Source organism: Bradyrhizobium sp. CCGUVB23, from assembly GCF_024199885.1.
In the GTDB taxonomy this organism is placed as follows: Bacteria; Pseudomonadota; Alphaproteobacteria; order Rhizobiales; family Xanthobacteraceae; genus Bradyrhizobium.
In genome coordinates this window covers 6,787,541-6,810,351 of record NZ_JANADQ010000001.1, presented here as the reverse complement: position 1 = coordinate 6,810,351, position 22,811 = coordinate 6,787,541, and the positions used below count along the sequence as shown (strand labels likewise).

At 59.4% G+C, this 22,811-nt stretch carries 22 protein-coding genes and 2 pseudogenes; 13 read left to right on the top strand and 11 right to left on the bottom strand.

The window, feature by feature from the left end:
- Positions 1 to 10 precede the first annotated feature (10 nt).
- Positions 11 to 490 carry a Crp/Fnr family transcriptional regulator gene (locus NLN62_RS31540; protein WP_027525799.1) on the bottom strand — a complete coding sequence of 160 codons (480 nt, stop codon included), beginning with the start codon at positions 488 to 490 and terminating at the stop codon, positions 11 to 13.
- Positions 491 to 763: 273 nt separating this feature from the next.
- Here NLN62_RS31540 and NLN62_RS31535 point away from each other — a divergent pair.
- Positions 764 to 905, top strand: a pseudogene (locus NLN62_RS31535) (IS21 family transposase); the annotation flags it as partial.
- A gap of 122 nt (positions 906 to 1,027) precedes the next feature.
- Here NLN62_RS31535 and NLN62_RS31530 read toward each other — a convergent pair.
- Positions 1,028 to 1,555 carry a hypothetical protein gene (locus NLN62_RS31530; RefSeq protein ID WP_027525800.1) on the bottom strand — a complete coding sequence of 176 codons (528 nt, stop codon included), beginning with the start codon at positions 1,553 to 1,555 and terminating at the stop codon, positions 1,028 to 1,030.
- Positions 1,556 to 1,697: 142 nt separating this feature from the next.
- Here NLN62_RS31530 and NLN62_RS31525 point away from each other — a divergent pair, with 142 nt between their 5' ends.
- Genes NLN62_RS31525 through NLN62_RS31515 form a run of 3 tightly spaced genes read left to right on the top strand, consistent with a single transcriptional unit; the run spans position 1,698 to position 8,081 of the window.
- Positions 1,698 to 2,966 carry an NHLP bacteriocin system secretion protein gene (locus tag NLN62_RS31525; RefSeq protein ID WP_027525801.1) on the top strand — a complete coding sequence of 423 codons (1,269 nt, stop codon included), beginning with the start codon at positions 1,698 to 1,700 and terminating at the stop codon, positions 2,964 to 2,966.
- Complete coding sequence (locus NLN62_RS31520; protein WP_371933051.1) at positions 2,959 to 5,181, top strand: NHLP family bacteriocin export ABC transporter peptidase/permease/ATPase subunit; 2,223 nt, start codon at positions 2,959 to 2,961, stop codon at positions 5,179 to 5,181. Before NLN62_RS31525 ends, NLN62_RS31520 begins: the two co-directional genes overlap by 8 nt.
- Positions 5,178 to 8,081: an NHLP bacteriocin export ABC transporter permease/ATPase subunit gene (locus NLN62_RS31515; RefSeq protein ID WP_035663769.1), complete on the top strand. Its 2,904-nt coding sequence runs from the start codon at positions 5,178 to 5,180 to the stop codon at positions 8,079 to 8,081. The genes NLN62_RS31520 and NLN62_RS31515 overlap by 4 nt, the downstream gene beginning before the upstream one ends.
- Before the next feature lie 294 nt (positions 8,082 to 8,375).
- Here NLN62_RS31515 and NLN62_RS31510 read toward each other — a convergent pair whose 3' ends face one another.
- The 5 genes and pseudogenes from NLN62_RS31510 to NLN62_RS31490 form a co-directional block, all read right to left on the bottom strand.
- Entirely contained in the window at positions 8,376 to 8,579 is a 204-nt protein-coding gene (locus tag NLN62_RS31510; RefSeq protein ID WP_254111390.1) for a hypothetical protein, read from the bottom strand.
- 360 nt (positions 8,580 to 8,939) lie between these two features.
- Entirely contained in the window at positions 8,940 to 9,128 is a 189-nt protein-coding gene (locus tag NLN62_RS31505) for a hypothetical protein (protein WP_254111389.1), read from the bottom strand.
- A 72-nt stretch (positions 9,129 to 9,200) separates the two neighbouring features.
- Positions 9,201 to 9,404 (bottom strand): hypothetical protein, encoded by a 204-nt coding sequence (locus NLN62_RS31500; protein WP_254107409.1) that lies wholly within the window; start codon positions 9,402 to 9,404, stop codon positions 9,201 to 9,203.
- Between the two features lie 274 nt (positions 9,405 to 9,678).
- Positions 9,679 to 10,250: pseudogene (locus NLN62_RS53670) on the bottom strand (IS5 family transposase); the annotation flags it as partial.
- A gap of 205 nt (positions 10,251 to 10,455) precedes the next feature.
- A complete protein-coding gene (locus NLN62_RS31490) occupies positions 10,456 to 10,683 on the bottom strand; it encodes a hypothetical protein (RefSeq protein WP_254111388.1) in 228 nt (75 codons plus the stop codon).
- Positions 10,684 to 10,754: 71 nt separating this feature from the next.
- Here NLN62_RS31490 and NLN62_RS53045 point away from each other — a divergent pair, with 71 nt between their 5' ends.
- Positions 10,755 to 10,889, top strand: a complete 135-nt coding sequence (locus NLN62_RS53045) for a hypothetical protein (protein WP_256575990.1) — start codon at positions 10,755 to 10,757, stop codon at positions 10,887 to 10,889.
- A gap of 880 nt (positions 10,890 to 11,769) precedes the next feature.
- The gene (locus NLN62_RS31485) at positions 11,770 to 12,003 is read left to right on the top strand and encodes a hypothetical protein (RefSeq protein ID WP_027527469.1); all 234 of its coding nucleotides are present in this window, start codon (positions 11,770 to 11,772) and stop codon (positions 12,001 to 12,003) included.
- 358 nt (positions 12,004 to 12,361) lie between these two features.
- Here the strand turns inward: NLN62_RS31485 and NLN62_RS31480 are convergent, their stop codons facing one another.
- Together NLN62_RS31480 and NLN62_RS31475 are read right to left on the bottom strand one after the other, a co-directional pair.
- Positions 12,362 to 12,793 carry a hypothetical protein gene (locus tag NLN62_RS31480; protein ID WP_027527468.1) on the bottom strand — a complete coding sequence of 144 codons (432 nt, stop codon included), beginning with the start codon at positions 12,791 to 12,793 and terminating at the stop codon, positions 12,362 to 12,364.
- 2 nt (positions 12,794 to 12,795) lie between these two features.
- Positions 12,796 to 13,542 carry a formylglycine-generating enzyme family protein gene (locus tag NLN62_RS31475; RefSeq protein ID WP_371933050.1) on the bottom strand — a complete coding sequence of 249 codons (747 nt, stop codon included), beginning with the start codon at positions 13,540 to 13,542 and terminating at the stop codon, positions 12,796 to 12,798.
- Between the two features lie 382 nt (positions 13,543 to 13,924).
- Between NLN62_RS31475 and NLN62_RS31470 the strand changes: the two genes are divergently transcribed.
- From NLN62_RS31470 to NLN62_RS31450, 5 genes are all read left to right on the top strand, one after another.
- Positions 13,925 to 14,833 carry a DUF4399 domain-containing protein gene (locus tag NLN62_RS31470; protein ID WP_027527466.1) on the top strand — a complete coding sequence of 303 codons (909 nt, stop codon included), beginning with the start codon at positions 13,925 to 13,927 and terminating at the stop codon, positions 14,831 to 14,833.
- A gap of 7 nt (positions 14,834 to 14,840) precedes the next feature.
- Positions 14,841 to 16,154, top strand: coding sequence for a caspase family protein (locus tag NLN62_RS53165; RefSeq protein ID WP_051390173.1), 1,314 nt, complete (start codon positions 14,841 to 14,843; stop codon positions 16,152 to 16,154).
- Positions 16,155 to 17,997: 1,843 nt separating this feature from the next.
- A complete protein-coding gene (locus NLN62_RS31460) occupies positions 17,998 to 18,219 on the top strand; it encodes a hypothetical protein (RefSeq protein ID WP_027527465.1) in 222 nt (73 codons plus the stop codon).
- 334 nt (positions 18,220 to 18,553) lie between these two features.
- Positions 18,554 to 19,426, top strand: a complete 873-nt coding sequence (locus NLN62_RS31455; protein ID WP_254111386.1) for a hypothetical protein — start codon at positions 18,554 to 18,556, stop codon at positions 19,424 to 19,426.
- A gap of 152 nt (positions 19,427 to 19,578) precedes the next feature.
- Positions 19,579 to 19,779, top strand: a complete 201-nt coding sequence (locus tag NLN62_RS31450) for a hypothetical protein (RefSeq protein ID WP_156944809.1) — start codon at positions 19,579 to 19,581, stop codon at positions 19,777 to 19,779.
- Positions 19,780 to 20,150: 371 nt separating this feature from the next.
- Here the strand turns inward: NLN62_RS31450 and NLN62_RS31445 are convergent, their stop codons facing one another.
- Together NLN62_RS31445 and NLN62_RS53665 are read right to left on the bottom strand one after the other, a co-directional pair.
- Entirely contained in the window at positions 20,151 to 20,438 is a 288-nt protein-coding gene (locus tag NLN62_RS31445) for a hypothetical protein (protein WP_254111385.1), read from the bottom strand.
- A 329-nt stretch (positions 20,439 to 20,767) separates the two neighbouring features.
- Positions 20,768 to 20,956, bottom strand: a complete 189-nt coding sequence (locus NLN62_RS53665; protein ID WP_371933049.1) for a hypothetical protein — start codon at positions 20,954 to 20,956, stop codon at positions 20,768 to 20,770.
- 41 nt (positions 20,957 to 20,997) lie between these two features.
- Between NLN62_RS53665 and NLN62_RS53660 the strand changes: the two genes are divergently transcribed.
- Together NLN62_RS53660 and NLN62_RS31435 are read left to right on the top strand one after the other, a co-directional pair.
- Positions 20,998 to 21,225, top strand: a complete 228-nt coding sequence (locus NLN62_RS53660) for a hypothetical protein (protein WP_371933048.1) — start codon at positions 20,998 to 21,000, stop codon at positions 21,223 to 21,225.
- A gap of 739 nt (positions 21,226 to 21,964) precedes the next feature.
- Positions 21,965 to 22,432, top strand: coding sequence for an SgcJ/EcaC family oxidoreductase (locus tag NLN62_RS31435; RefSeq protein WP_084801834.1), 468 nt, complete (start codon positions 21,965 to 21,967; stop codon positions 22,430 to 22,432).
- The last annotated feature ends 379 nt before the right edge of the window (positions 22,433 to 22,811 follow it).

Here is a 22,811-nt window from a genome sequence, read left to right as displayed (position 1 = left end):
CGTCACTTCGTCATTGACTCGCGTGATGCATCTGCAGCTCCGCAATTCGATTGTCGGCGCGGCGAAGCCGCCGACAAAGCTCGCGGTTGATATTCTGCATCACCATCACATACGCGTAGATGTCAGCCTTGTAGTACGCGTAGAGTTGTCGAGCCGAGAGCTCGTACAGCAGGGTTGGGCTCTGCGCGACGATGGTCGCTGATCGGTTCTGCATCTCGATAAGCGTCATTTCGCCAAAAAAGTCACCCGGTCCAAGACTCGCCATGCGAATTATGCGCCCCGAGCCCCCGAGCTTGCTCACCACGAGTTCGCCGGAGTGAACAACGAACATTGAGCGGCCCGGTTCTCCTTCCGCCACCACAGTGGCACCGACGTCGAAGTGGCGCTCGACCAGCATTGAGACCAAGAGATCGCAACTCGCGTCTGCGAGTCCACCGAAGAAGGGTGTGGCAAGCAAAAACGCTTTCAGATCGGGCGAGCTGACAGCCATCGAGAAAATATACTCCCGCTCCCAGCGGTGGCAAGCGGGCCACACCCGACGGGACATCTTTGCAATAATTATCGCGCGGGAGCGTGGGGCCGCCGATCAAGCAGGCAGACCAGCCTGATCATTGTGTGAGTGGCAGAGTAATTCTCCCCACTTATGGCGCTTGAAATTCCACTTTTCGTGACGACCGACCGTCCACGGCATGCCCAGGATGGTCGGCCGGCGCCGAGACGTTGACGCTGCTGCCGCAGGCCGGAGGGAGGGCGCAGTGATAAAATTGGGGAACTTGTCACGATCCTGGATTTGCATCGCCATGGTCTGTCGGTGAGCGCCCTCGCCCAGCAACTTGCTGTCGATCGAAAGACGGTCAGGGCCTACATCGCCGGTGGCCTGGAGCCGCCGGTTTACAAAAAGGCGGCACCAAGGTGTTCTCGATGGTGCTCGGCTACTCACCGGCTGATCTGGGCGCTGCAAATGGTCCTTCGCTGTCATCTCCGGACATGGAGATCGCTTAATGTGCGGGCGCTTTCTTCGCCCGTGTCAAAGGCGAGCTCGAATGGAAGCCAATATGCCTGTCGTCGTGTCGATGATGGTTACGGCCTGCTCAATCTTGCCTTGGCCCAACGGATATTTGGTACACCGCTCGGATATCTGAACTAACCGTCTTCTTTCGCTGATCAGGATCGTGCTGCTCGTGTCGACGGCAAACTTGACGATATCCCGCATTGGATTTTTGTCGCCAAAGTCGGTCAGATCTTTCTCCATCGTGATCAGATACTCGTAGCTTGCCAGTTCGTCGGAGATCTGAAGAAGTTCCCGGATAGTCGAGTTGACACAGTCAGCGTCCCCGCTGGAAACATCGGGGCGCTTTACGGTCGCGACAAGGTCATTCATGAGGTTGGCAAAGAGCGGCCTAAGGCTCTCCGCCTGCCTGAAATCGCTCTCGGACAGGACGCCCGCACAGCACACACTGGGTAGGAACAGCCCAAGCCCCAAGCTTGCCGCCAGCATCTTTCGGTGCGCTCGCGCCGGGAACGAAACTCTCGTGGTGCCGATCAGCCCGTGCATCCCGCTTGGTCCTTCCCCTGCCCCCTTATTGTTAGATGGTTGTTTCTGTGCAAAGATCGGGCATCGTCGACTTCAGTTCACACTTGCTTTGCGTGCAGACATGTCGGCGTCTGAACCGCTCCCAAAGCCGGAGCATAGGAGCATGACCGACGGGCCGCAACGGGCGTTTCGCGCCGCGGCCCTTGACCGGGCTGCGTCTCCCGAGCAGCTCGATCATCTCGTTGTTATCACCAAGCCCGCTGACTGGATTCTTGCCTTTGTGCTGTGCGTTGCACTTGTGGCGGCCGTGCTGTGGGGCATTTTCGGGCGCGTGCCCACTCGCGTCTCGGGCGAGGGAATCCTGATCGGCAGTGGCGGTAAGGTCGTCGACGCCGTATCCGCCGCTGCCGGACGGCTGCAGTCGGTCGCAGTCACGGTGGGCGATCACGTCAACAAGGACCAACCCATCGCCCAGATCGTTCAAACCGAGATCCAGCAAAAGCACAACGCGGCCACCGAGGTCTTTCATGAACGCCAGCGGGAGCACGCCGATCGGGTGTCGAAAGCTGAAAGCGAGCTCGCCGCCAAGAGCCAAAACTTTGCAAAACTTGAAATCGCCCTGCAACAGGTGATCAAGGCAACGAGCCAGCGTATCGAGTATCTCACGGTCGACGTCAAAAACCTGGAGGATTTGCTGGCCAAGGGATACACGACGCGGCGCAATCTGGAAGAGCGACGCCAGGAGCTGACCGATGCGCAACAGCGCCGTACTGACGCTCAAAACGAGATTTTAAAGTTGCGGTCGCAGAAGACGGATCTGGAAACGGAGCGCGGGCGCGAAATTCAGCAGTCGGAGTTTTCCCTCAACGAGGCCCGGCGGCAAATGAATGCCGCCGCGGAACAGCTGAGCCAGAACACCCAAGTGATCAGCCCGATGGACGGACGGGTTTTGGAAGTGAAGATTTCGCCCGGTTCGGTGCTAGCCATCGGCACACCGGTGATTGCGATCGAAAGCGAAGGCGCCAAGCTCCAAGCCGTCGTCTATGTTCCCGCCGAACGAGGCAAACAGGTCAAGCCTGGCATGCAGGTGCAACTCGAGCCGAGCACGGTGAAGCGCGAGGAATTTGGCATGATGCTGGGCAACGTGGTCAGCATCTCTGATTTCCCGATGACGCCTCAAGGCATGGCCGCGCTACTGCATAACGAAAGCCTGGTTTCACGTTTCTCGCGCGACGGTGCACCTTACGCCGCGATGGTTACGCTCGATGAAGACGCCTCCACTGCAACCGGATATCGATGGGCCGTTGGCGAGGGGCCGAACATTCATCTCACGAGCGGAACGTTGGCGCGGGCCGAGATCACAACGCGCCGGCGGCGCCCCCTCGATCTGGTGATACCCCTGCTAAAGCACCTCACGGGAATTGATGGATAAGCCTTCTCCAAACCAGCCAACCAGCGAGCGCGGCCGGCCCAAATCTTACGTCAGCCGCATGGCGAGCTGGTTGCCGCGCCGACGTACCCGGCGGACACCCATCCTACTGCAGATGGAAGCCGTCGAATGCGGTGCGGCAGCGCTTGGCATCATTCTCGGTTATTACGGTGCGTGGATTCCGTTGGAGGAGCTTCGTGTCGCGTGCGGCGTATCGCGCGACGGCAGCAAGGCCAGCAACATCATCAGAGCGGCGCGCCGATACGGGCTGACGGCGAAGGGCTACAGCGTCGAACCTCCGGCACTTGCCGAGATTCCAACGCCTTGCATCATTCACTGGAACTTCAACCATTTCGTGGTCCTGGAAGGAATTGATAGGAAGCACGCCTACATAAATGACCCCGCGAGCGGGCGTCGGCGGATCGATCTGGTCGAGCTTGACCTCGCCTTCACCGGCGTTGTCCTGGCGTTTGAACGGGGCGAAAAATTCGAGAAGGTTGGCAGCAAACCAAAGGGCGTTAGCCTGCTCATGCGGGAACTGCGCCAATCAAAGGAGGCGGTGGTCCTGCTGGTCGTTGTCAGCGTGGCCGCGGTCCTGCCCAATATTGTTGCCGCAGGATTCTCAAAAATCTTTGTTGATGAAATTTTGATCCAGCACACGCGCAGCTGGCTTGCGCCGCTCCTGATCGGCATGGCGCTGACGGCTGCCTTGCGGGCCATTCTGACCATCACACGCCAATCGCTGCTATTGCGGCTGCAGACCAAGCTCGCCGTCGTGATGACCAGCCGCTTTCTGTGGCGCCTCATGACGCTGCCGCTGGAATTCTTCACCCAACGCCACGCCGGCGACATTGCAAGCCGTATTGCAGCCAACGAACAGATCGCCCGGCTGCTTTCAAGCGGCATTGCCGCCAATGCGCTCAGCCTGATGTCGGTGGTCTTGTTCGCCGCGGCCATGGCCGTCTACGACGTTGGCCTGACCGCGCTTTGCGTCGCAATCTCTTTGATAAATGTTCTTCTCCTGCGGCTCGTCGCTTCACGCCGCCAGGAACTGAGCTATCGGCTGGCGCTCGATCAGGGAAAGCTGCTCGGGGCGACCGTGAGCATGGTGCGGACTATCGAAACCATCAAAGCAAGTGGATTGGAAGACGACGCCTTCGGCCGGTGGGCCGGTCTTCAAGCCAAAACCCTCAACGCCGAACAGAGGATCGGCGCCTCCGCCATCATATTGGACATGGTCCCGACCCTGCTCTCGGGCCTCATGGTCGCAGCGATTCTTGGTGTCGGAGGCTTGCGGGTCATTCAGGGCTCCCTGACACTGGGGAGCCTCGTGGCCTTCCAATCCCTAGCATTGAGTTTCTCCGAGCCTTTCGTCAACCTCGTGAACTATTTCGGCGGCCTGCAAACCATCAAGGGAGCGCTCGAACGGCTCGAGGATGTCTACCGATACCCGCTAGCGCCGCAACCGCCAACACAGGCGGGTGCCTTGCCGCCGAAGCTTACCGGCCGACTCGAACTTCACAACATCAGCTTCGGCTATTCGGTGCTCGAACCGCCGCTTTTGGCGGATCTTTCGCTGGTGATCCCTGCCGGTTCACGCGTGGCACTTGTTGGCGTGTCGGGCAGCGGAAAATCAACCCTCGGCAAACTGATCTGCGGATTGTACAAACCCTGGTCCGGCGAGATTCGTTTTGATGGATGTAGGCTGACGGATGTCCCTGCGGACGTTTTTGCGAACTCCGTCGCCTATGTCGACCAGGACGTCTTTCTGTTCGAGGGAACCGCGCGTGACAATTTGACGCTCTGGGATTCAACAACCGATGAGCGCCACCTCCTGACGGCGGCCAAGGACGCACTGATTCACCAAGACCTTGCGAGCAGACCAGGCAACTATGACTGCCACGTCAATGAAGGCGGCACGAACTTCAGCGGCGGTCAGCGTCAGCGCATCGAAATCGCCCGAGCTCTGGTTTGCAATCCTTCGATCCTTGTCTTGGACGAAGCGACGGCTGCACTTGATCCGATCACAGAAAAATCCATCGACGACAACTTGCGGCGCCGAGGCTGCAGCTGCATCATCATCGCCCACCGCCTGAGCACGATACGCGATTGCGACGAAATCATCGTGCTCGAACGCGGTCGCATCGTTGAGCGCGGCACGCATGAAGAGCTTCTTGCGCTTCAGGCCTCCTATGCCAATCTGGTGGCGCGCGAATGACGGATCGATTTGTCAGCGAGAATTTCGTTGGGCATCAACGCGAGGTGCCGATCGGTCTGTTGCACCGGACTGCGCTCGACGCGCGTCGCCCGATGCTTCTCAGCGACCACGAACACGTTCTTCAAGTGGCAGCCGGTCACGTCGATTTGTTTGCAGTTCAGCCGACAGGCACGCGCCAGCATTTATTTCGTGTCGAAAACGACGAATGTATTCTGGACCTGCACAATGCCTGCGAAACCTCGGGCAGCCGACTGCAAATCATCGCCGTCGGCCCCCCTGGCACTGCGCTTTTGGAGGTGCCGCGCAGTGCAGCGTCCTTTGGTCCTGTGTCTGGCTGGATTACCCAGTTGGCGACGTTCATGGTCCGCTCGGCGGCAAACGAAGCCATTTCCGAGCTGGTGAGCGGTGAGGCGATTGAACTGCACCCGGGCGAGCGCCGTCGCGGTCCGATGCGGGACCTCTTGTGGGCGCACCTCGAAACCGGGACAGCAAAGGTCATGAACCTCGGCTCGAGCTTCACTCCCGGGCAGCCACCCTTCCCTTTGACCGGTGGGATGTGGGTGGAAGCCGGCGAGCACGGCTGCAAATTGCGTCTCGACCCGAACCCGCCAGATGCCCTGGTTCTCTGGTCCGCGATTGATCGATTCCAGGTGGCAGTTATTGCCCATCTCGAGCGCAGCCTGGCAGAGGGCGTCATTCGAGAGCGGGAACGCCTGGTCCGCCGCCGCGAACTCACTGTGTCGCAAACGCTCGACTCGTTTGAGCGGCTCTCTGATGTCGTGGTCAGAAAAGCCGATCGTGCGCAATCCGAATGGGACCCGGCAGACCCGCTGCTTTGCAGTTACCGCGTTGTCGGAGAAGAACTGGGAATACCGGTTACGCTTTCGCAGCGCGCTCAACCCACAAGACAGGGCTTCAGCGAAATTCTGGAGATCGCTCGCACAGCCCAATTGCGGATCCGCCGTGTGCTCCTGCGCGATGTCTGGTGGAAGACCGATGCTGGACCACTCCTCGGTTGGCACGGAGACGAACGCAGTCCAGTGGCTCTGGTCCGCAGTCGGGGGAACACCTACACGATGTTGGACCCAAAGGTTGGAAGACGCCGCTCGGTCGATCGCTCCGTTGCCGGCGAGCTCAAACCGGAGGCCATCACTTTCTATCCAGCGTTGCCGTCCCGCCCGCTCCAATATCGCGATCTGCTTACCTTTGCGATGCGAGGCGTTTCCGGCAGCATCACGCGCATCGCGTTGGCTGTTATGGTAATCGGGCTACTGTCGCTGATGCCGCCACTGATCACCAATGTCCTGGTCAATTCGGTTATCCCGCGCACCGAGATCGATCAGCTCGTTGTTTGTGCGCTTGCGCTGACGGTCACCGCTGTGGCGATCGCCAGTCTGCAGATGATGCAAGGACGGGTCACGTTGAGGCTGGAAGGTCTGCTCGACTATAAGCTGCAGGCCGCGCTGATCGACCGACTGCTCCGCCTACCCACCTCTCTGTTTCGCGAATATACAAGCGGCGATTTGGTCGATCGCGCCATGGGCATCGACGCCACTCGCCGGATCTTCACCGGACGTGTGCTGGGCGGCTTTACGGCCTCGTTCTTTTCTCTCTTCAGCATTGGGCTGATGCTCTACTATGACCTCCGACTGGGCAGCATTGCACTGCTGCTCACGATGATCAGAGCGGCTGCAATTCTTGCCACGAGCGCCGTGCGACTCTACTACGAAACCAAGCAATTCAACCTGCAAGGCAAGGCCAGCGGCTTTGTGCTGCAATTGATTGCGGGAGTCGGCAAGCTGCGCGTGGCAGGCGCAACGGCGCGCGCGTTAGCGCGATGGTCGCAACAATTTGCCGTACAGAGGCGCTATTTCATCGCCTCGCAGCAAGCGGCCAACGCGCTGAGCACCTTTGATACCGCCTTTCCGATGCTGGCGACATTGAGCATCTTTGCGCTTGCCTCCTACACAAACAGCCACGTCCTGCTCGATCTCGGCGCTTTTCTCGGCTTTCTGGCAGCGTTCGGACAGGCCACGGCCGCGATCGGCAGTTGGGCCTCGAGCGTCAGCGAATCACTGGTGGCGATTCCTCACCTCAGCCGACTGAAGCCCGTGATTTCCACCCCTGCCGAGATCTCAGAGGAACGGCGATCGCCCGGAGAGCTATCCGGAGAGATCGAACTTTCCGGCATCGTCTTCCGCTATATGCAAGGCGGGCCGAAGGTCCTGGATGACATCAGCCTAAACATTGCGACGGGTGACTACGTCGCGGTCGTCGGTCCCTCAGGTAGCGGGAAATCGTCGCTCTTTCGTTTGCTGCTCGGTTTTGAGCGGGCGGAAGCCGGCACGGTGTTTTACGACGGCAAGGCGCTCAACACGCTCGACATCAGCGCCGTGCGCCGGCAGCTTGGGGTGGTGCTGCAAGATACCAAGCTCGCAACCGGAAGCCTTTACGAAAACATTTGCGGCGGCGTTGATTTGCCGCTGGAGAAGGCGTGGGAGGCCGCCCGCCTGGCGGCGCTGGATGCCGACATCGCGCAGATGCCGATGGGAATGCATACGCTGGTTGCGGAAGGGGTGACTACGCTGTCGGGCGGTCAGCGGCAGCGACTATTGATCGCCCGGGCTCTTGCGCGCTCACCACGGATTCTTCTGTTTGATGAGGCAACCAGTGCGCTCGACAACCAAACCCAAAGCATCATCGGCACCTCGCTGGAACGATTGAGCATCACGCGGATTGTGATTGCGCATCGCCTCAGCACCGTGCGCAATGCAGATCGTATTGTCATGCTCTTGCGCGGCAAAGTCGTGCAAACTGGAAGCTACGCAGAGCTCATGAGCGTTCCGGGTCCGTTTGCGGATTTTGCCAAGCGGCAGTTGCTTGAACCCGGTCATCGCTAGTCTATCGGCGGGGCGGGCGATGATCCTGAGGCATCATGTGCAGCATCACAGTCCTACGACTGGGATTGTAGCGAACGAAAGCGCGTTTTTGCGAGAGCACTCAATTGCAAAGTAGTTTCCAGAGTTCTGACGCCAAGATCAATTGTGTGGCGCTCTCTGGGCATCGACACCGTGTCGAGACCTCTTGCCGTAGTTCATTGCGCGAGGGTTCTTGTGTCCATGAGAATTCTCGATTGAAATGAGTACCCGCACACCCCTCGGGAGCAGCCCGTGGAGTGTGCGGGCATTGCCGACTTAGCTGATGGATCCAGCCTGGACCCCGGTGTTCGACTGAGGGCCGGCCGCCTGGACAACGGAGCCGCCGATAGCAACACCGGTCTGGTTGAGCGAGTTGTTCTGAAGAAGAGTCTGGGTCAACGTCGGGATCGAGATCGAAGCAACGTTGACAGTACCACCAGCCACCGCCTCGAGGTCCGTATCGATGAGTTCACGCATCATGATGATTTATCCAAAGTGTTTGCATCTGTGAACAACATCTGGCTCGAAGCGAGCCAGTGCCTCACTGCTCGTGTAGATGCCTGAGGACGGATTTTTTATCTGTGACAGAAATCACGTGGCGCCTCTACAGCGGCTCTCGGACGTCAAGCTGATCCCGGATCATTCGAAGACGCGCCTGCGGGCGACTTGGCCGACCAGGGTGCTCACGCCTAACGGGGATTGATCCAGTCCCTGTCGCGCCGCCGGCAGTGGGTGTGCGGGCAGAAGTGCGCGCAAAAAACCCACCACGGGAGCAGCCCGGGCGGGCATTCCCGATGGCGGGGGGCTTTATTGCATTTTACAGTTGGAATCCGAAGTTTGTTAGTGCGATTGGAAACCCAAGTTTGTTAGACTACCATTGATCAGGTTCACAGCGTCACCGCCGACAGCCACAGCGGCCTGCACGGGGGCGTTGATCTGTGTGATGACCTGGGGGGCTATGGTGATAGGTCCGATAAAATCGCCGCCAGACACCGCCTCGACTTCCATCTCCGTCAGTTCACGGATCATGACTTGCCTCCTTAGGAGAAAAGCCCGCACACCCCTCGGGAGCAGCCCGTGGAGTGTGCGGGCATTGCCGACTTAGCTGATGGATCCAGCCTGGACCCCGGTGTTCGACTGAGGGCCGGCCACCTGGACAACGGAGCCGCCGATAGCAACACCGGTCTGGTTGAGCGAGTTGTTCTGAAGAAGAGTCTGGGTCAACGTCGGGATCGAGATCGAAGCAACGTTGACAGTACCGCCAGCCACCGCCTCGAGGTCCGTATCGATGAGTTCACGCATCATGATGATTTATCCAAAGAGTTTGTATCTGTGAACAACATCTGGCTCGAAGCGAGCCAGTGCCTCACTGCTCGTGTAGATGCCTGAGGACGGATTTTTTATCTGTGACAGAAATCACGTGGCGCCCAACAGCGGCAGTCGGCTTTGGCCACGATATGACCCGTTGGAGCTACGCTGTGTGTGACTTTTTCTTCCACGGCGTTTCTGATTCATGTGGCATGGACTCTCGCATGCCTTGAACGAGTTTGGCTATCTCAGGAACAACGTGTAAGGATGAAGCGCGGAGCCAAAGCCTATTTGGCGCAAGCTGAACGAACGCGAGGTAGGTTGCCGCGAGCTTGTCGTAACGCGTTGTGACCTCACGACATTGCTTGGTCCTGTTGAAGAAGCGTTCAACGATCTTGAGAGCTCGGTAGAGGTATGGCTAAAAACAGATTGGCTTATTGCAGTTGCTTTTCGGCCGGATGTTGGCCCAGGCCAGCCTTCCTGATTGCGAGTTCTCTGATCCAACTCGGCGTCGGAGCCACGGTCGACAAGCAATATTGATCCAGCCCTGAGGCGAGACAGGCGCTTCCCGACAAGCTGATCGTCGTAAGCGCCACCGCGAGCTGGATCGGAAGTCCGTTGGTATCAACCACCGCATGAATCTGCGCGTTAACCCGTGGACCGTCCCATCGACCGAACTCTGTTCCGGGTGATACACACTCTATGCTGATCCACGCAGACAATCGAGGTGTCGATCATCTGGACAGCGGCATCATGGCCGCGGCAAGCGCGTCCATGGCTCAGCACGCTGGTCCTGCGCCAGCGAACGAAGCGTTTGTAGCAAGTGGTCATTGTACCGTACGAATTGCCATCCGCCGCTGGCTTGGGCGGTCAGGCGATCGGAACGGACACGAACTTGCGCGCGGTGACGCTCGTTGGGCATCGACACCGTGTCGAGACCCTTGCCGAGCGCCTTGAGCGACGGTGCCCATGTCCACGAGAATTCTCGATTGAATTCGTATCCGAACACCCCCGGGGAGCGGGCAAGGAGTGTTCGGGAACCCGCAATTTAGTGGATAGAGGCGAAGTTCAGCTGACCACCGAGCTGCTGTGTGACGCTGGCGTTATTGCCGATAGCCACACCAATCTGCACGGCAATGTTCTGCTCTACGACGATATTGCCGATGTTGCCGAAATTACCGAAGCTGAAGAGTCCGTGATGCCCATGATGATGCCCGTGACACCCTCCACTCACGGCGTCGAGTTCCGTATCGATCAGCTCACGCATTCCACTCATGACTTTCCTCCTCAGGGGTTGCAATGAACAACATGTGGCTCGAACCATACTGAAGGGTGGCTTTTCTATCTGTGACGGAAATCACGGGCGGCAATGGCGACGCGCTCACGGTCCGCGTGTTCGATGCCATCAACGGAATTCTGCGCGACATGCTCGCGGCCATCGCACGCAATGAAGACGGCCGCCGCTGGCAGGCGCGAGGGTAAGCCAAGGCCAGGGCAACGGGCCGCGACAAGGGCGCCCGGCCAATGTCGAGCGCAACAACGGAACTGCCCGCATGCTGATGATGCCGTGGAACGCTATCCAGTCCGCCACGGCATGCAGCCGCGCCACCATCGCGAAGATAGCCAAGCAACGGTCGCTGCGTGGCTCAGAGAGGCAAAGGAGGCTATTCTCGACATTGTGAGCGCCGTCACGGAAGATTCTGGTCGATCTCTTCATCGTCCGGTTCATGGCTGCATGATGCAGCCCCAGAACGAAAAGGCGGCGAGGAACACAGATGAACCTAAACTACCTTTTTAGTCTTATCATCTTCGCGATCGGCGCGCTGTGCTTCGTGGTGTTCATAACCAACCTAAAACCACCGCTGCACCACTCAGAAATGGCCGTGGGTTCTATTTATGGCCGCGGGCTAACGACCTAGACTAGCCGATAAATGTAGAAATGCTCGTACGGCCCTCTGTGGGTCAATGGCGGGGCAATTCAGCCCCGCCACTGTCAAGGCTTCCGAGCCTCTTCCCTGTGTCGCGTTTGCAAGCACTGCAGGATGGTGCCGCGTTCTGTTGCTATCTCTGCCGGCAATGCGCCCGCTTCCAGCGGCGGCGGGCGGGCCGAACCCGACGGGACGCAGGCACGATAGACAGCTGCCGCTGAGGTTTCGGCTGCCGACGGAGTAAACACGGGGTGGATCCATACCCCGTCCATGGATGAGTGGTGTGCGTGATTTGAGGCCGAACCGATCACGAACCCGCGAGGCTACCAAAATGCATTATGTGCGGATGATCACGGACAATCCCTTTTGAGGCCTCGTATGACTCCGACGCGCAGGGTCGAGCTTACTCGCCCGGATATTGCAAGGAGGCGTACATGGCTCAGGTCTATTTCCATTGCTCGAACGCTAAGGGGGTCCTGATGGATCGTCGCGGTACATTCGTATCCGACCTGATCGAGGCGTGTGAGGAGGCCACCCGCAGGGTGCGATCCCTCGTCGCAGCCGCCAACCTGGAAGATTGGCGGCAGTGGGCCCTGCATGTCAGCGATGATGCCGGCGACGAGATTTTCGTTCTGCCGTTCGCATTCGTGCTCGGCAGGCCGCACTGAGAGGGTGCGATGCTGTTAGAGCTGCCATCGTTCATACTTCTTCGTCAGGGGGTGAATGCGATCGCGACAGCAATCATTCGGCGTGCTTTCGCCGGAGCGATACTCGCCCGATGGCGCTTCCGTCGCAGCCCGGGCACAATCTCAAGAACAGCTTGCGGCTCCAAACGGTACATTTGGGAAAGACCGCGTAAAGCTCTTGCCTCCGAGGGTCGTGTAGCGCCTCTCTAGTGGAGTTTGCGGATTAGGTGAAGCAGCCGAGCCGGTCGAGGCCGCAGGAGCGTGTGTTGGCGCGGGCGCCGGCATCATAGTCGTCGCGGACTGTTGCGGCGAGCAAGCAGCACTTCGAAATCGCGGCACTCTAAAGTCCCGCGCGATCCGCCGCTTCGGTCTCAACAGCTTTGCCGATCAGGAGATTGATCGGAACGTCTTGTCCGCTGCCGCAGATCAACAGTCCCGAGCCAGATGATCCAGATGCGACGATGCGGCATTGATCCCCGTCCATGATCAACGTGCCTTCCAGCCGCCCGGACGAAGCTTTCAGCTGCATGCGCGCCTGCTTTTGTTCCACGCCATTGACGCTGCACAGGCCGACGTGACGCAGCGTGATCGTCCCTGAATATTCTGCACCCAGACGCGTAACCGTTTTCGCGAGATTTCCCGTTATCTCCCACTCGTGCAGATAGCCGATTTGCCCGCTGGCGGAGTAGGTCTGCGCCCAAGCGGCAGGGGCTGCAACAAACAACACAAGTATCGCCGCGACGATCACCCGTATTGTTTCCGCGCGCGGCATGATTACGGCAACTCCCGCACGACGCGAAAACCGTTGGCGTAGTAACGCACGTCAACGTCGTAGCGAAACCTTGCCGAAGATCTGACGTCGCTGGCCTTGCTGAGGAAGTTGCCCCCGCGCAGCACCCGCAAGCGGCAGTCGCCCGACGTCCAAGGCGACGCGTCCTTCGGCGCATTGCGATAGGAATCGTTCCAGCAATCCTCGACCCATTCCGCAGCATTGCCAGAAGTGTCGTAGAGCCCAAAGCCATTTGGCCGGAACGAGCCCGCTGGCACGACCTGCTGCTTGATCGGACTGCCACAGCCGTCGCACTGCGCATGACCGGCGCCGACCTCTTTGCCCCACCAGAATGGCGTTCTGGTCCCCGCGCGCGCGGCATACTCCCATTCCGCCTCGCTGGGCAGACGGTATTTCTGTCCGGTCTTCTGCGACAGCCAGGCGACGTACAGCTTGGCGTCTTCCCAGCTGACATTGACTACTGGGCGGTCGCCGCGGCCCCAGCCGTGATCCTCGGGACGCACTTTGCACGCGCCGGCATCGGCGCACGGATCCCACTCCGCGAACGTCACCTCGTGGCGCCCGATGGCGAAGGGCTTGCGAATGCTGATCAGGTGCTCGGGCTTCTCATAGGGCGTGTCATTGGATCCCATCACGAAGTCTCCCGGCGGCACAACCACGAGCTCGGCGCAGTTATCGCAATCGCGAAACAGCTCTCCCGGATCCAGACTGGTTCCCTGTTGTTGAGCCACTCTGGTATCGGCTGGCGCGGACGGTTGGTCGCCAGACGGGCCGCTGCTCAGCCCTCGCTGGGCGCTTTCCGAAGTACTTGCAAGTAGCGCTGTGAGAAAAATCACAGACAAGACGGCGGATTTCATGTTGTGATCTCCGGTCGGCTCGAACGATCGGGAGTATGCACACGTCACATTCAATGTTGCATAGCATGCTTCATTCGGCCGCGACCGGCAAGGCGACGGTCGCGCCACGGGATTTTGGTTTACATTGGGCGGCAAAGGAATATCGTTTCATTTCCGCTCGTTTTGCCGGACGGGCATATTGTCGATGCTTGCGATTATTTCAGTTTCCCACGGCTCCTGCGGTCCAGATTGTGGTCTATGCATTGGGAAGATTGCGATGATGCAACGATTGCTGTTATCGATTCTGGTTCCATTTATCGGCGGTTTGATGCACTGCCACGCCGCACAGGCCCAAACTCAGACGGGCGGACCAACGCCGTCGCCGCCCGGGGCGGCTGTCTATTTCATCGGCTTGAAGGACGGCGACACGCTGCCAACCAAGACCACTCTACATTTTGGCCTGCATGGCATGGGCGTTGCGCCGGCAGGTTCGGACCGCGCCAACAGTGGTCACCATCATTTGATCGTTGATTCGCCAACGCCGGCGCTGAATGCTGAAATTCCCAACGATTTCCAGCACCTCCATTTCGGCGCGGGACAGACAGAGGCAGAGATTTCGTTGACGCCCGGCGAGCACACCTTGCAACTGGTGTTCGCCGACAAGAATCATGTTCCGCATTCGCCGCCGGTGATCTCCGAGCGGATCAAGGTCAAGGTAGCTGACCAAACCGCCCCCGCGGTGGCTCAAGCAGCTCCTGCGGCGGGCGGACGGCGTTCCGCACCGAAGGATGCCAAGGTCTATTTCATCTATCCGAGGAACGGCTCCTATATTTCTCCGAATCCGGTTATCCGCTTCGGTTTGTTGAACATGGGCGTGGCGCCGGCGGGCTTCGACAAACCCAATACCGGCCATCATCATTTGCTTGTCGATGCCGAGTTGCCGCCACTCGACCAACCGATCCCGAACGACTTCAATCACCTGCACTTCGGCGCTGGCCAGACCGAAGCGAAGATCACGCTCCCGATCGGCCAGCACAAGCTGCGCCTGCTGTTCGCCGATTTTGCCCACGTGCCGCACGATCCACCGGTGTTCTCCGAAGTCATTAACGTCACGGTGACGGAGAGCGGCCAGCCGCCAAGAAAGCGCAAGTACCGCCATCGTTCCTGGCGGAGTTACGGATATTAATGCAGCGATGAAACCGCGCCGGCTCTTGATCTACGTCCTCTGCCTCGTCGTCAGCGCGATGTTCGCCGATGCGGCCGCAGCGGAGCGTCGGGTCGCGCTGGTGGTCGGAATCTCCGCCTATACGAACGCACCGACGCTGCCCAATACCGGCAACGACTCCAAAGCGATCGCAGCGCTGTTCAAATCTATCGGTTTCGACGTCGTCATTTCGCGCAACGATCTCGGCGTCGTCGACTTCAAGCGCACTGTGCGCGAGTTTCTCATTACTGCAGAGAACGCCGATGTGGCGGTGGTCTATTACGCCGGCCACGGCATCGAGATCGGCGGCACGAATTATCTGATACCGATGGATGCCAAGCTGAGCCACGACTACGACGTCGACGATGAGGCTATCGCGCTCGATCGCATCATCTGGGCGCTCCAACCGGTACGCCGCCTGCGTCTGATACTGCTCGACGCCTGCCGCGACAACCCGTTTGCGGCCAAGCTGCGGTCCGCAAGCCGCTCGCCGACCAGAGGCGGGCTTGCGAAGCTCGATGAAATCAGCGCCGATACGCTGGTGGCCTACGCGGCGAAGGCCGGCTCGATCTCCTATGACGGCGACGGCGTGAACAGTCCCTATGCAACCGCGCTGCTCCGGCACCTTGCCGAGCCCGGTGTCGACGTTCGGATCGCGCTTGGCCGCGTGCGCGATGACGTTATCGCCATGACCGGTGGACGGCAGGAGCCGTTCATCTATGGCTCTCTCGGCGGCGCAACCATCTCGTTAGTGCCGCAGTTGGGTGCAACAAACGTCGCGCCGGCAGCGCTGCCCCTGGCCCCTCCGCCAGTTCCGGCGCCGGCCCCGCCGAAGCCGGCCCTGGTCAATCCAACACCGCCAAGCGCGCCACCGGCGGTGAAGGCGGAGCTGCCCAAGCCGCCGCTTCCCGGGCAGCCCGCCCCCGAAATCACGGACCCCTGTGTCCGCGACGAAGCGAGGCTGGCGCGTCTGCGCGCCAACCCTGCGCCGGACGAGATCACCAACTTCCAACGCGAAATCGCCTGCAAGCGGCTGCGTCCACAAGTACAGCGTCTGTTTGAGAGTATTGTTAGCAGTACAGCTCTGCCTTCTGACGGAAATGCGGCGCCGCAAGCCGCTCCGAAGCTGCAGGCACAGAACGAGACTGTCCGTTCGGAAGATACTTGCACCCGCGACATGGCGCGGTTGCTGAGCGTGCGCGCTGAACCTACGCTTGAGGCGATCACCAAGCTCGAGAGGGAATTGGGCTGCGAGCGGCTCCGCTCCCAACTCCGCCGATTGCGCGAGAGCGTCGCTCCTTGATTTCGTCTGGACACTTCGCGTTGTGTCCAAGACATTTCTCGATCGCAATTTGTGCCCGCCCCCCGGGGGCCGCCTAACTCGGAAGGTGGCATCTTGATGGTCCGCGAAAGCCGCCGCTTGTGTGCGACCGATCGCCGCCCAAGATGTCTCGATACAGTGATTCAAGGGAGGCGCGACGCCGTCAAGTCGACCGACGGTGACCGGATCGCAGCGCTTTCCAAACGCGCCATAAGGATTTGCGTCTGGTGTTTCCGGTGCCAAGAGCGGCCCTTCTGCGAAATGGCAAGTCACTCAAGCATGAGACAACATTCGCTCGAGCGCGTCGCTGTCAAGATCAGTCGCGTTCGAAGACTTTGGCGCCAGGGTAAACTCGCCGGGCGTACGTAACGACCAGCTCCCGGTCCTGAGTCTCCAGGAAGGGAGTTCGGAGCTGGCACGACCCGACGACAAGGTGCCACAGGCCATTGAGTCTTTGAATCACGACGTTCATAGTGTGCTCCTCGAAGAACAGCAAACAACTGACCGACGCGACAATCTTCCAAGTCACGCGTCAGGGCCGTGATCCTAATCACATATTGCGGAGCGCAACTCGAGCGGCACTATTCGATCACCGTTGGATCGCCTGCTTTGCGCTCATTCAAGTTTGATTCAAGCATCGCTTCGAAGATTATGATCGGCAACCAAAACACAAGCATGGCAAATTCCTCCGTCGCATAACAACCCTCGTCTTTCAGGGCTCGTTCCCAAAATAAACAGCCGAGCGCCAGGAACGTTTTCGCTTCTTATCAAACTACCGCGTGGTTCTTCGCTGCTTTGCGGCGCGATAGTTTGCCGACTTTTCGTAGTTGAGATGTCCCAGCGACCGCCGCTCAGCGGGCAGCCCTCAAACGTGGCGTGATGCAATGAGCAAGATCCCTTTCGCGGCGGCGACGTCCTATCCCGCCGCCGTCGATTCGTAACCAATCCCAGCGCGCATCTGTCTTGCTGTCGCAATCTTCGGCGCCACATTGCTCCCCGCGGTGATGCTTAGAAGCGCCTTCGTCATGTAACCGAGGTTCCAGTGACGCGCATCACGGTCGTTGACCTCTGGATCGGCTATCCCGGGCGTGTGTTGGAAAGCGCGTTGCTGAGACAACCGTTACCATTCATTGAACCTTGGAGGTTAAATGACTCGGATTAGAATTTCCCATAGCTGGCGGACCATTCGCGGTGCGCATATCCGTATCGTCCACCGGCGTAGGGTTGCGGTTAAGTCGGGTTCAAGCATTTCTCAGATTTGCATGTCAGGGAATGGCCACTCATGGCGACGCAGCGGCACCATAGGGGCGAAGGTATCGCAATCATCGCGATCGTTATCCTGCTAGCGGGTGGCGCCAGCAGTTAGGCCGCCTTGGTCGGCGGCCTCTTTTGTTTCAGTTTTAGCGCAACCGTCGGCGGTGTGTCGCCAGCCGCTGCCGGCGCTTCTTGCGGTGAGATCGGCGCCGGCGCTTCATTCGGCGAGTCTCTTCGCCCTCGCCGCGGGCGATCGCGCGCCGATATCTGTCTCCGGTCCTGCCGTACATAAGCCAAACGCTTTCGTCCTTCCGCTTTCGCCGCGACGATCTGTTCTTCGCTACAGACATGACCGCAGAACCACGAGCGCTAAAGGCCGACTTAGAAAATCTCTGTGCGCTTGGATGTGCGTTTAACAGGAAAGGCGGTCACACCGGAATTCTCCGCGATGCCCGGTAGAGCACGTGTGAGCGCGATCACATCGCGCAGCCTCCACGTCTGGCAACGTGAAAAGCGGAAGGCGCGCTTTCTGCCGACCCTATTTCAGCACCCACAGACCAGGAGACTACTCATGATCGACGACAGCAAAGTTGCCAAGGACGACGCCAACGACCTCGGGCCTGCGGCTCCGCGGATCCTCGCCCGCCAGCTGGCGCGGCCGCTCACCATCGACGAGATCGACCACATTTCCGGCGGCATGATTTCGCGCGGCGCGGTCGGTGGCGTCACGGCCTCGCCTCGCGCCGATACGTGCACGTGCACGGGCTGCCCCACGAACGACAGCGACGCATGATTTACTTTCTCCCCGCCGACTTATTGCGCCGGTCGGCGGGGATACCTTGACTCGAGCCATATTCAAAGCAAGGGGTCGATGTCCGATGACCGTCCTCATTCTAGGCTTTCCCCGCGATATCCATATTCATGCGGTCCGCTGGGCGATCGAGCAGGCGGAGGGGCGGCATCACACCGTCTACACGCCGGACCTGCCGCTGGTGCTGCGGTCATCAATGCACATTACGCAAACCTCGCAGACCGTCTCCGTTGGTGATGGCCGGAGCCATGGAGTAAGCGGCGACTGGAGCACGGTATGGTTCCGCCGCAGCGGGCTGCCGATGCGGCCGCCTGGCATGGCCGACGCGGATTGGGCAGTAGCTTCACGCGAATGCGACTACCACATCCGCAACGTACGGCGGCTCATCGCGCCCGACGCCTTCTGGGTGAATGATATCGCGGCACGTGAAGTGGTGTTGCTGAAGATGCCTCAACTCATTGCCGCCGCGCAGTGTGGTTTTGCCATCCCGGAGACGCTCTATAGCAACGATCCCGACGAGATCCGCCGCTTCTGGCGTGAGCATTGTAAGGCGGGCGTCATCTTCAAGCTGCATTTGCAGACGCATTGGCATGCGCAATCGAGCGGCGAGCGCCATGCGCTTTTCACCACCGAACTGCGCGAGGTGAACCTTCAGGACGATGCGCCGCTTGCGGGCTGCCCAGCGATTTATCAGCGCAAGGTCGAGAAGGCCTATGAACTGCGCGTCACCTGCATGGACGAGCGCTGCGTGGCCATCCGTCTCGACTCGCAGTCGCGCGATTCGACGCGGCTCGATTGGCGATCGGATATGGTGGCGCCCCTCAAGCCGGCGCTTGTGGCATTGCCACGTACGGTCGAGGAGCGGTGTATCGCGCTCATGCGCAAGCTCGGACTTGCCTTCGGCTGCATCGACCTCATCGTTACTCCCGAGGGGGAACATACCTTCCTCGAGGTCAACGAGATGGGGCAGTTTCTATGGGTGGAACAGGACGAGCCAAGATCAGAGCTGCTCCGCTGCTTTGTGACGCTACTCCTCAATCAGCGGCTTGGGCCGTCGACCCGGCTCGTCGGAGATGAAAGATTGAGTTACGCGGGCTTTCTCGCTTCTGGCGCGTGGGAGCGTGGCTACGCCGAGGACGGCGAGAGCCATGCCAAGTATTCTCCACCGGGCATCATCAACGAGCCTTGACCGGCGATAGGCCCTGCACGGGCGGCTGCGAGTTTTTATTTTCGACGCGCTCTGCCCCGGTCGCCTCCGCCAGACGCACCTTCGACGCCGTCACCCGCCTCGCGTGCGCGGAAATCCGGGTAACAAAAGGTTTCAAATACAGGAGGCAGGAAATGACTCTTCTTTCGGTTATCGGCTGGGACATTATCGGGTGGGATAGTCTCACGCCACAGGGCATTCGGTTCGGCATTGCGACCATCCTTGCTCTGTTAGCGGTGGGCCGCCCCGGGCCGTCAATCTTTGAGCTTTTTGTCGGCCTAATCTGCATCCTGGGTGCTGGCCTCATGGTGGCGCAGGCGGTCTCGCTTGTTTGAATCTTCGCTGCCGGGTTTTGCGAGCCGCTACGATTTCGCAGAACTGGCGGTCGGTCTGCTGAAGGACAACTTGCCTCTTCCGAAACCGGTGCGCCTACTTGGGGGGATTGCTGTCTTCCCTCCACGTCGGGGACGATCCGGAGCTCCAAATGGATTTCGGGATTTGAACCGCACCAATGCGTGTACTTTTGGATGCCGCCCGTGATTTACATTAACAGGTCGCGGCTGGGCCAAGACCGACCCTGCTCCCGTCGAGCCGGTCACCTAACCACAAGCAGCCAGTGTGGACGAGGCCACGGACCAGCCTGCCGCGCAAAGGCCAGTGGGCCGAGCGGTGCGGGTCGGCCGCCCGATTGGCGACGACAGCGACGCTACATGTTGAGCGTATGCGTTTCGAAGACGGTTTCCTGAGGCGGCCCGGCCAATCCCCCTGCGATGCCTTGCTTCAAGCGCGGCATGAGGATCTGTTCGCGGAACCGTTCCCAGCTGTCCTTCGCATCGTGCACCGCGATCACTGTCCAACCACCCGGCGTGGGTCCGGCGGTGTGGAAGATCTGGCCCGTAGGAAGGCCGCCCGAACTCGGATGTACGGCGGCAATCGATTTATCGTACTGATCCTTCGTGCCGCCGGGGAAGTAATGAATGATCGCGTAGGCCATGGTGGCTCTCCAACGGATCAAGCGGCCCCCTGCTGTATCTTAGTTCAGAGTGTTGGTGCGTCACGCGGAACGCTTAACTGCCCGCCGCCGCTCGGATCAGCGGTCGCGACGATCATGAGTCGGCGCAATCCTGCCGAATAGCTCCGCTTGCTCCCGATGACGCTTTGCGTCATGAGGCGAAATTCTCAGACGGAGCCCAGAAGTTCTGCTTCAGCTCCGGAAGCGAATATCGCATTCTAAGCGCAAACGCCTTAGACTTGTGGCTCAGCCAGACGCGATGCATGGGAGCCGTAGCCGGAGGACCGCAACATCCAATGCCTGAGAACGACCTAACCCTCGCCGCCATGGCCGAGGCATTGGCCAAATCCGCCGACTATCGCGTCCTTCGGCGCCTGGTTCGTCGGCAGACATTCACTCGATCCCACGGTCAAAGCAGTAAGATAGGAATCCTGCTCGACGTGGAAACCACCGGCTTGGATCAGAAGAAGGACGAGGTCATCGAGCTTGGGAATGGTCAAGTTCGACTACCTGCCCGACGGGCGCATCCCAGGTCTCAGGGATGTCTTCTCATCGTTCAACGAACCGTCCCATCCCGCCGGAGGTGATCGCGCTCACTGGGATCACGGACGAGGTGGTCGCCGGGCAGCGGATCGACGAGGCAACCGTCTCGTCGTTCACGGACGATGCCGTGATCGTCATTGCTCACAACGCGAGTTTCGACCGCAAGTTCGCGGAGCGTTACTGGCCGATATTCCAACGGAAGGCCTGTGGTTGTTCGGCGACGTAGGTCGACCGGAGGAAACACGGCTTCGAAGGCTCTCGCCTAGCCTGCCTCCTGAATGGCGCTGGCTTCTTTCACCAGGCTCACAGGGCGGTCGACGATTGCCACGCACTGCTTGAGATTCTCGCGTTCGAACTACCATCAAGGCGATTGAAGAAGCACGCTATTGGCTGCGCGGTGCATGAGCCCACAGTTGGTTCTAATTTCTTGTGGCTTGACTATCGGTATCGCTCGAAGCGCGTTGCCTTGGCGCTCGTGCGTCAATGCTGCTGACCGTACTTCTCCGGAACGGTAATGCGCCGGTGTTAAGTCTTGCCCGGTACCATTCGCCGGTCTAATAAGTATTCGTTGTCCAACGAACCATGAGTAATGGATCAGCGGGTTTCGTTCGAACCGCAATGATTGACCTGATCCTATTTCGTTCGCTCGCTGAATGCCCGCAAAAGGACAAGCGATAGAGCCGAAGCTGTAGCTGAGGCTCAATTTTCCAGACGACACCTCCGAACTCCGTCTTTCTCGGAGCCATTTCTGAATCCTGTGTTCATTCGCCGCATGGCCGTTGAGGCCCCGATGAAAAGCATCTGGACAAGCTCCAAAACAGTGAGGCTAACCCGCTGCGCGTTCGCTGTGGGAGCTCGCCACGTCCATACCAATATCGGCCAGCGGCAATCCATGAGCAGTACGCCCGAAGCGCGACGCGCCACCGGCATTTCTAAAAGGTAACCACATGCGAGGAGTGTGAGCCATGAAAAAAATGCTTTGCTTAATGGCACTGACATTCGCCGTTGTCGTGCCCGCCTTCGCCGACGACGCCAAAACAATTGCACAGCGCGTCGACGACAAGTGGATCGAGGCCTTTAACAAGAAAGATGCCGCTGCTCTCACCGCGCTATACACGGCCGACGCCGTGTTGTTGCCGCAGGGTGTGGATCAACCCATCATCGGCACTGAGAATATCCGCAAATTCATGGATCAGATGGTGAATGAGAAACTCGAAAACATGGTTCTGCCGGTCGCGCAGGCGAACATGATAGGCCAAAACTCACTTTATTCAGCCGGTACCTGGTCTGCTGATGCCGGAGGCCAACAGATCAAAGGAACCTATATGAGCGTCATCGTCCAGGACGGCGCAGATTGGAAATACCGCGCCGACACCTGGAACATGATGCCACCTCCTTCGGCGACGGTCGGTTCGGCCTCCACAAACAAGTAGTCCGCAAAATCTGCGGTGGAATTGATAAACATCGGCCAATGGTCGGCTTGGTTGTCCCGCTTTGCGCGAGGCAAGCCGGGCCGACCAGCCACAGCCTCGATAGTCGCACCCGCTTACGACCCATCACCAGAATCGGTGCAATCTCCGCATGGCCCTTCTGCGAAGTGCCCGCACACCTCGTCGAGGTCCGATCAATGGGGTATGGCGGACTAGATTTGCTCATGTTGAGTTCTTCGCATTTTGCCCCTGAGCAGTCATTCGCCGTAAGCGCAAACCACAAGTGAGGCGCGGGCCTCGGGAGTGAGCCAGGCTGGATGAGATGATTGGCGCGCTTGAGCACCTCGGCCGAAATAGTCCCGCCGGCGGCTCATGCCGCATC